Annotated in this window: 4 protein-coding genes; 1 reads left to right on the forward strand and 3 read right to left on the reverse strand. The window is 76.2% G+C overall.

Annotated features, from left to right (window positions below):
* The 3 genes from G3I41_RS02685 to eccE all read right to left on the reverse strand — a co-directional run.
* Window positions 1–866: SCO5717 family growth-regulating ATPase (locus G3I41_RS02685; protein ID WP_343242042.1), on the reverse strand; the 866-nt coding region annotated here is incomplete at its 3' end.
* 325 nt (window positions 867–1,191) lie between these two features.
* Entirely contained in the window at window positions 1,192–1,914 is a 723-nt protein-coding gene (locus G3I41_RS02690; RefSeq protein ID WP_164398689.1) for a hypothetical protein, read from the reverse strand.
* A complete protein-coding gene (eccE, locus tag G3I41_RS02695; RefSeq protein ID WP_164398690.1) occupies window positions 1,914–3,083 on the reverse strand; it encodes a type VII secretion protein EccE in 1,170 nt (389 codons plus the stop codon). Before eccE ends, G3I41_RS02690 begins: the two co-directional genes overlap by 1 nt.
* Before the next feature lie 268 nt (window positions 3,084–3,351).
* Between eccE and eccB the strand changes: the two genes are divergently transcribed.
* A complete protein-coding gene (gene eccB, locus G3I41_RS02700; protein WP_164398691.1) occupies window positions 3,352–4,884 on the forward strand; it encodes a type VII secretion protein EccB in 1,533 nt (510 codons plus the stop codon).
* Window positions 4,885–4,997: the final 113 nt, after the last annotated feature.

The raw sequence follows: 4,997 nt of genomic DNA on the forward strand, positions 1-4,997 counted from the left end.
TGCGCGGGGGCGGCCGGTGCCCAGGGGGACGGCGAGGCGTCCTGCGGCGCGCTGTCCGCCGGTACGTCGCGGGGCGCCGCTGCCGAGGGAGTGGCGCCGGTCACCGGAGCCTCGTCGCCCGGCTCGGGGGAGTCCGCCTCGCCGGAGACCGGGGCGGCCTCGTCGGAGGGCGCGGCATCCGAGAGCACGGCGTCGGCCGGCTCCGCGTCGTGAGGCTTCAGGTTGTCCGGCTCCGAGGGCGCGCCGGCGGCCGATGGGAGGTCGGCCCTGCCGCTCCCCTCGCCGTCCTCGGCCGTGGAGACGCTTCCGGTCGCGTCCGCGGAGGCGCTTTTGTCCTCGGCCGCGGGCTTCGCGCTGTCCTCCGTCACTTCCGGCTCGAAGTCGAAGACTCTGCCCAGGACCTCGTCCCAGGACTCCTCCTGATCCGCGCCGGGCGTCCCCGCCGCGTCGTCGTCGGCGTCGGCACCGGACGGCGTGTCGCCGCCCACCGCCCCGGCGTCCGTCTGTGCCTCGCGCTCCGCGCGTTCGCGCTCCTCGATCTCCCGCTTCAGCGCGGAGGCCGAGAAGCGCATGGTGGCGCCGCTGTCGAGGTCGCCGGTGGCCGGCGGGGCGGGGGTCCGGCCGGGGTCGAAGCCGCGCTGCGCCGGGGGCGGCGGCAGCGGAACCGGATCCCCGCTCGGCGGCGGGGGCGATGCCGGCGGCGTACCGGTGCCGCCCGAGGAGTCACCCGGCGCGTTCTGCGTGTACCAGGCGGGCGGGGTGTAGTCGATGGTGAACTCACCCGTCGTCTCGGCGGGCTCCGCGTCGGACGACTCGTCGACGGGCTTGTCCCAGCCCCCGCGCATCTCGTCCCGATCGCCGTTCACTTTGCCTCCTGGTGTGGTCGAGCACCCTTGTGCCGTGGTGGGTGGGGGCGTTCCCGTAACGCGAACCGCCCGGCTCTCCCCCTGGGACGCACATGGCCTGCCCACAGGTTCTCCGCCGCGTCCGGACCCAGCCTAATCGCCATGGGCCCCGCCACGGCAGGCCGTACAGCGCCGCGAACGCTGTCCCGTACGTCACGTAGTGCACCCACGTGGACTGAGTGCGACAGGGAGTGAAACCCAAAGCGGTCAAACAGGCACAACTGCATCGTGAATTCCGCCCGTCGCACCCGGAGCGCACCCGTGCGGTCCCCCAGGCGTACGCCCGTCAGTCCACCCGGCGCGCGGCGCCCAGGAGCCCCGTCTCCGCGTCGGTCGCCCGGGTCGTCACCAGCCGGCTCTCCCGCCGCGTGCACCAGAGGGTGACCCCGTCCGCCAGGCCGGGCAGCGCGCGGACCGCGCCCGCCGGCAGCCGCAGGAGGCGCCCGGCCGTCTCCGCCTCGCCGGGTGACACCCGCTGCACGCCCACCAGCGACGCCTTCTCGGTCAGCGCGGGCGTGGCCGGACCCAGGTACGGCAACAAGGTCAGCACCGACTGCCACGGCCCGGACACGGTCCGCCCGGGCGGCGGACGCATGCCGCAGTCCCGTACGACGACGACCGGCGAGGCCGCCGAGGGGCCCAGCGGGGGCACCCGGCCGACCTCGTGCAGCGCGACGCACCCGCTGCCGGCGGCGGCCCTGACCAGGCTCGCCCAGGCGTGCGCCCGTCCCGTCTCCACCGCGATCCGCGCACCCGTCGCCGCCGCCCGCAGGGCGAGCACCTGCGCCGTCCACAGCCCGCCGATGAGCGTGACGTCGTACGGGGACGGGCGGTTGAGGCCGAGGACGGCGGGGAGGTCCTTCTCGTCCACGCCGATCACCACCCCGTCGTCGCCCACCGGCATCTCCAGCGAGGCCAGTTGCTCGGGGCCGATGGTGTACCGGCGCCGACGCGGACCGACCGGACCGAACCCCAGCCGGCCCCGCACCCGCCCGGGCGCCGACGCCATCAGCGGGCCCCGCCGAGCGGGAGCGTGGCGAGCACCCCGGGCAGCTGCTCGCGGTCCAGCCGTACGAGCGAGACCCGCACCCCGCGTGCCAGACGCTCCAGTTCTCGTCGCGCCGAGCGGAGTTCGCCGCCGGTGCGCGCGCTGATCCGGAGGTACCCCGCGGCGGCGACCTCCTGCCGGTCGCCCCGCGCCAGCGTCAGGCTGAACGTCGTGGCCAGCGCCGGTACCGAGGTGAGCAGCGCGACCAGCCGGGGCATCGGCGCGTCAGCGGAGCGCGGCCACCGGCGCACCCAGTACGCGGTGTGCGGGCGCCCGTCGCACCTCCACGCCCGCGAGGTCTCCCGGGTGCGGCGGACGGGCCGGGGGGACCCGTCGGGGCGGGGGGCCGTCGTGGCGTCCGCGCAGGCGGCGGCGGTGAGCGCGGCGCCGAGCTCCTGCTCCGTCAGCACCGTCGCGCCGAACCCCGCCCCGGCCAGCCGGCCGGACAACTGGTCGGCCGCCCGCGCCAGGCACCGCTGCGCCCCGGTCAGGCCGCCGCCCCGCATGCGTACGGCCTCCGGGCAGAGCTCCGGGTCGAGCGTCAGCGTGACCCAGGTGATCCGCACCGCCGGAGACCCGTCACGGGCCTGCAGGGGCGCGTAGTTGAGCGTGGCGACCGCGTCGCGGGGGAGGTGCGGGGCGGGGGCGGGCCGGGTGTGCTGCACGATCCGCGCCGATTCCAGGCGGATGCCGTCGACGTCCATCACGTCCCGGACGAGCCCGGGCGGCAGCGGACGCACGGTCCGGTCCGCCCGCAACACCGTGTCCGCCGCGTCCACCCGCACCACCACGGTGAGGTGTGTGCCGTCGCCGACCATGCCCACCGGCCGCCGGTCCCGGTGCGTGAACGAACAGGTGCGCAGGGCCGGTACGCACTCGCTCAGCGGCGCCACCGGGGACCAGGGGCCCGGCCCGGCCGCCGGCATCCGCGAGGCGGCCCTCCGGTTCCGCGCCCGGAACGCGACGACCGTGCCCAGCCAGGCCGGAAGGGAGCGGCGGCGCCTGCGCACGACGGCGAGGACCACGAGCAGCGCGGCCGTCATCCCCGCGGGGCCCAGGAGCGCGGGTCCGGCGACCCAGGCGCACAGCAGGACCGCCACCGCCACTTCGAACAGAACCAGCTGTTGCAATCGAAAAGTGCCGATCGGCCCGGCCCGCCGGTTCAATCGCGCGCCACCGCTGCTCGCCATCGTGCCCTGCCCCCGTCCGCGCCGTCCCGACCCGCGCCGCATCCGTCCGGTCTCACTCTCCGGCGGAAGTGCACAGCGTACCGGGTTCCGGTCAACGCCCAGGTGCGGGCGGCATAGTGGTCGCCGACAGCGGGGAGCCCCGCCGAAGCGCGTGCGGTGAGCGCCCGCGAGTGTGCGGCGCGGGTGGAGAGGGAAGGCGGGCCGGGCCATGGTGACCCGACGGGACGAACTGAACGCGTACGCATGTGCGAAGAGAAGGGCCCTGGCCGCCTTCCTCCAGCCCTCACCGGACGGCTCCGACGAGGGAGCCCCACGCCCCCTGCGCGCCGTTCTCCCCGGAGTGCTCACCGGCGCCCTGCTCCTCGCCGGGTTCAGCGCGTACGGCATGTTCCGCCCGGTCGCACCCAAGGGCTGGGACCGCCCCGGCGCCAAGGTCGTCGTCGGCAGGACATCGACCACCCGCTACGTGGTGCTCACCACCGGCCGGGGCGCCCATCGCCGTACCCGGCTGCACCCCGTCCTGAACCTGGCGTCCGCCCGGCTGCTGCTCGCCCCCGGCGACTACGGCGTCGTCCAGGTCGCCGACGACATCCTCGACGCCGGAAAGCCCCCACGCGGACCGGTCATCGGCATCCCGTACGCCCCCGACCGGCTGCCCGGCGAGGGGGACGCGGGCACCGCCAAGCGGTGGGCCGTCTGCGTACGGCCGGGAAGCGGAGGCACCGGTGTGCGGAAGGCCGGCTTCGTCCTCGCCGCCCGCGACCACCGGCTGACGGAGGGCCCGAACCGGCTTACCGGCGGTCAGGTCCTCTACGTGCAGGACCCGCACGGCACCCGATACCTCGTGGACGCCCGGGGCACCAAATACCGCGTGGACGAGCGGCCCGGCGATCTCGGACACCTCACCGACGCCCTGGTCGGGCGCGCCCGGCCGCGGGCCGTCACCGGCGACTGGCTCGCCACCCTGCACACCGGCAGCCCCGTCGCCTTCCCCGTCGTCCCGGGCGAGATCGGCGCCCCCGCCCGTATCGAGGGCCACCTGTCGGCCCGCGAGAACCGTGTCGGCGCGGTGCTGCGGACCAGGGACGGCACGGGCACCGCGTACCACGTGGTGCTCGACGGCCGGGTCCGGCCGGTCTCCGAGTTCACCGCCTGGCTGATCGTCAACTCCCCGCAGACCGCCGTCCTCGACCAGGCCGGCACCGCCTACCCGGCGGGCCTCCAGGACTTCGTGTCCGACCCGGCACCCTTCGCCGGCCAGGCCGCGCACTGGCCGGCCCGCAAGGCCGTCCGCGTCGACACCGCGCGCCGGAGCACCCTCTGCTCCGTACTGCGCGCGACGGACGACAGGGGCCGCACCACCCTGAGCACCTGGGCGGGCACCACATACCCCGCCGCCGTCGGCGAAAGCGGCACCAGCACCAGCACCTACGTCACCCCCGGCAGCGGGCTCCTCTACACCCAGGTCCGGGGCCACCGGACCAGGCCCGAGGGATCACTCTTCCTGGTGACGGACACGGGGTTGCGGTACCCGGTACAGGGGAACGGCGACGCCGGACCCGGGCACTCACCGCTCCCCACCGGCGACGCCCCTCAACCTGCGGGGCGGGCCGGCGAGGCGCAGACCCGGCTCGGGTACGAGGACGTGACGCCCACCCGCGTACCCGCCGAGTGGTCGGAGTTCCTTCCCCGCGGCCCACGGCTCGACACCGCCGGCGCGCGCCGCCCGCGGGGTTCCTGACGCGTCACACCGGACGGTGACCCGGCGGGCGGCGCCCCTCGCCGCGCTGACCGTTCCCGCCGCGGCCCAGCCCGCGTACGCGGTCACCGCCGGCGCCGACACGTTGCGACCCG

Origin of the sequence: Streptomyces sp. SID9727, assembly GCF_010550605.1 — a bacterium.
Lineage (GTDB): Bacteria > Actinomycetota > Actinomycetes > Streptomycetales > Streptomycetaceae > Streptomyces.

What these genes read in the sequence shown, in the direction of transcription:
- G3I41_RS02690 (WP_164398689.1), bottom strand. Translation starts at nt 1,914, where the DNA reads ATGGCGTCGGCGCCCGGGCGGGTGCGGGGCCGGCTGGGGTTCGGTCCG.
- eccB (WP_164398691.1), top strand. Translation starts at nt 3,352, where the DNA reads ATGGTGACCCGACGGGACGAACTGAACGCGTACGCATGTGCGAAGAGA.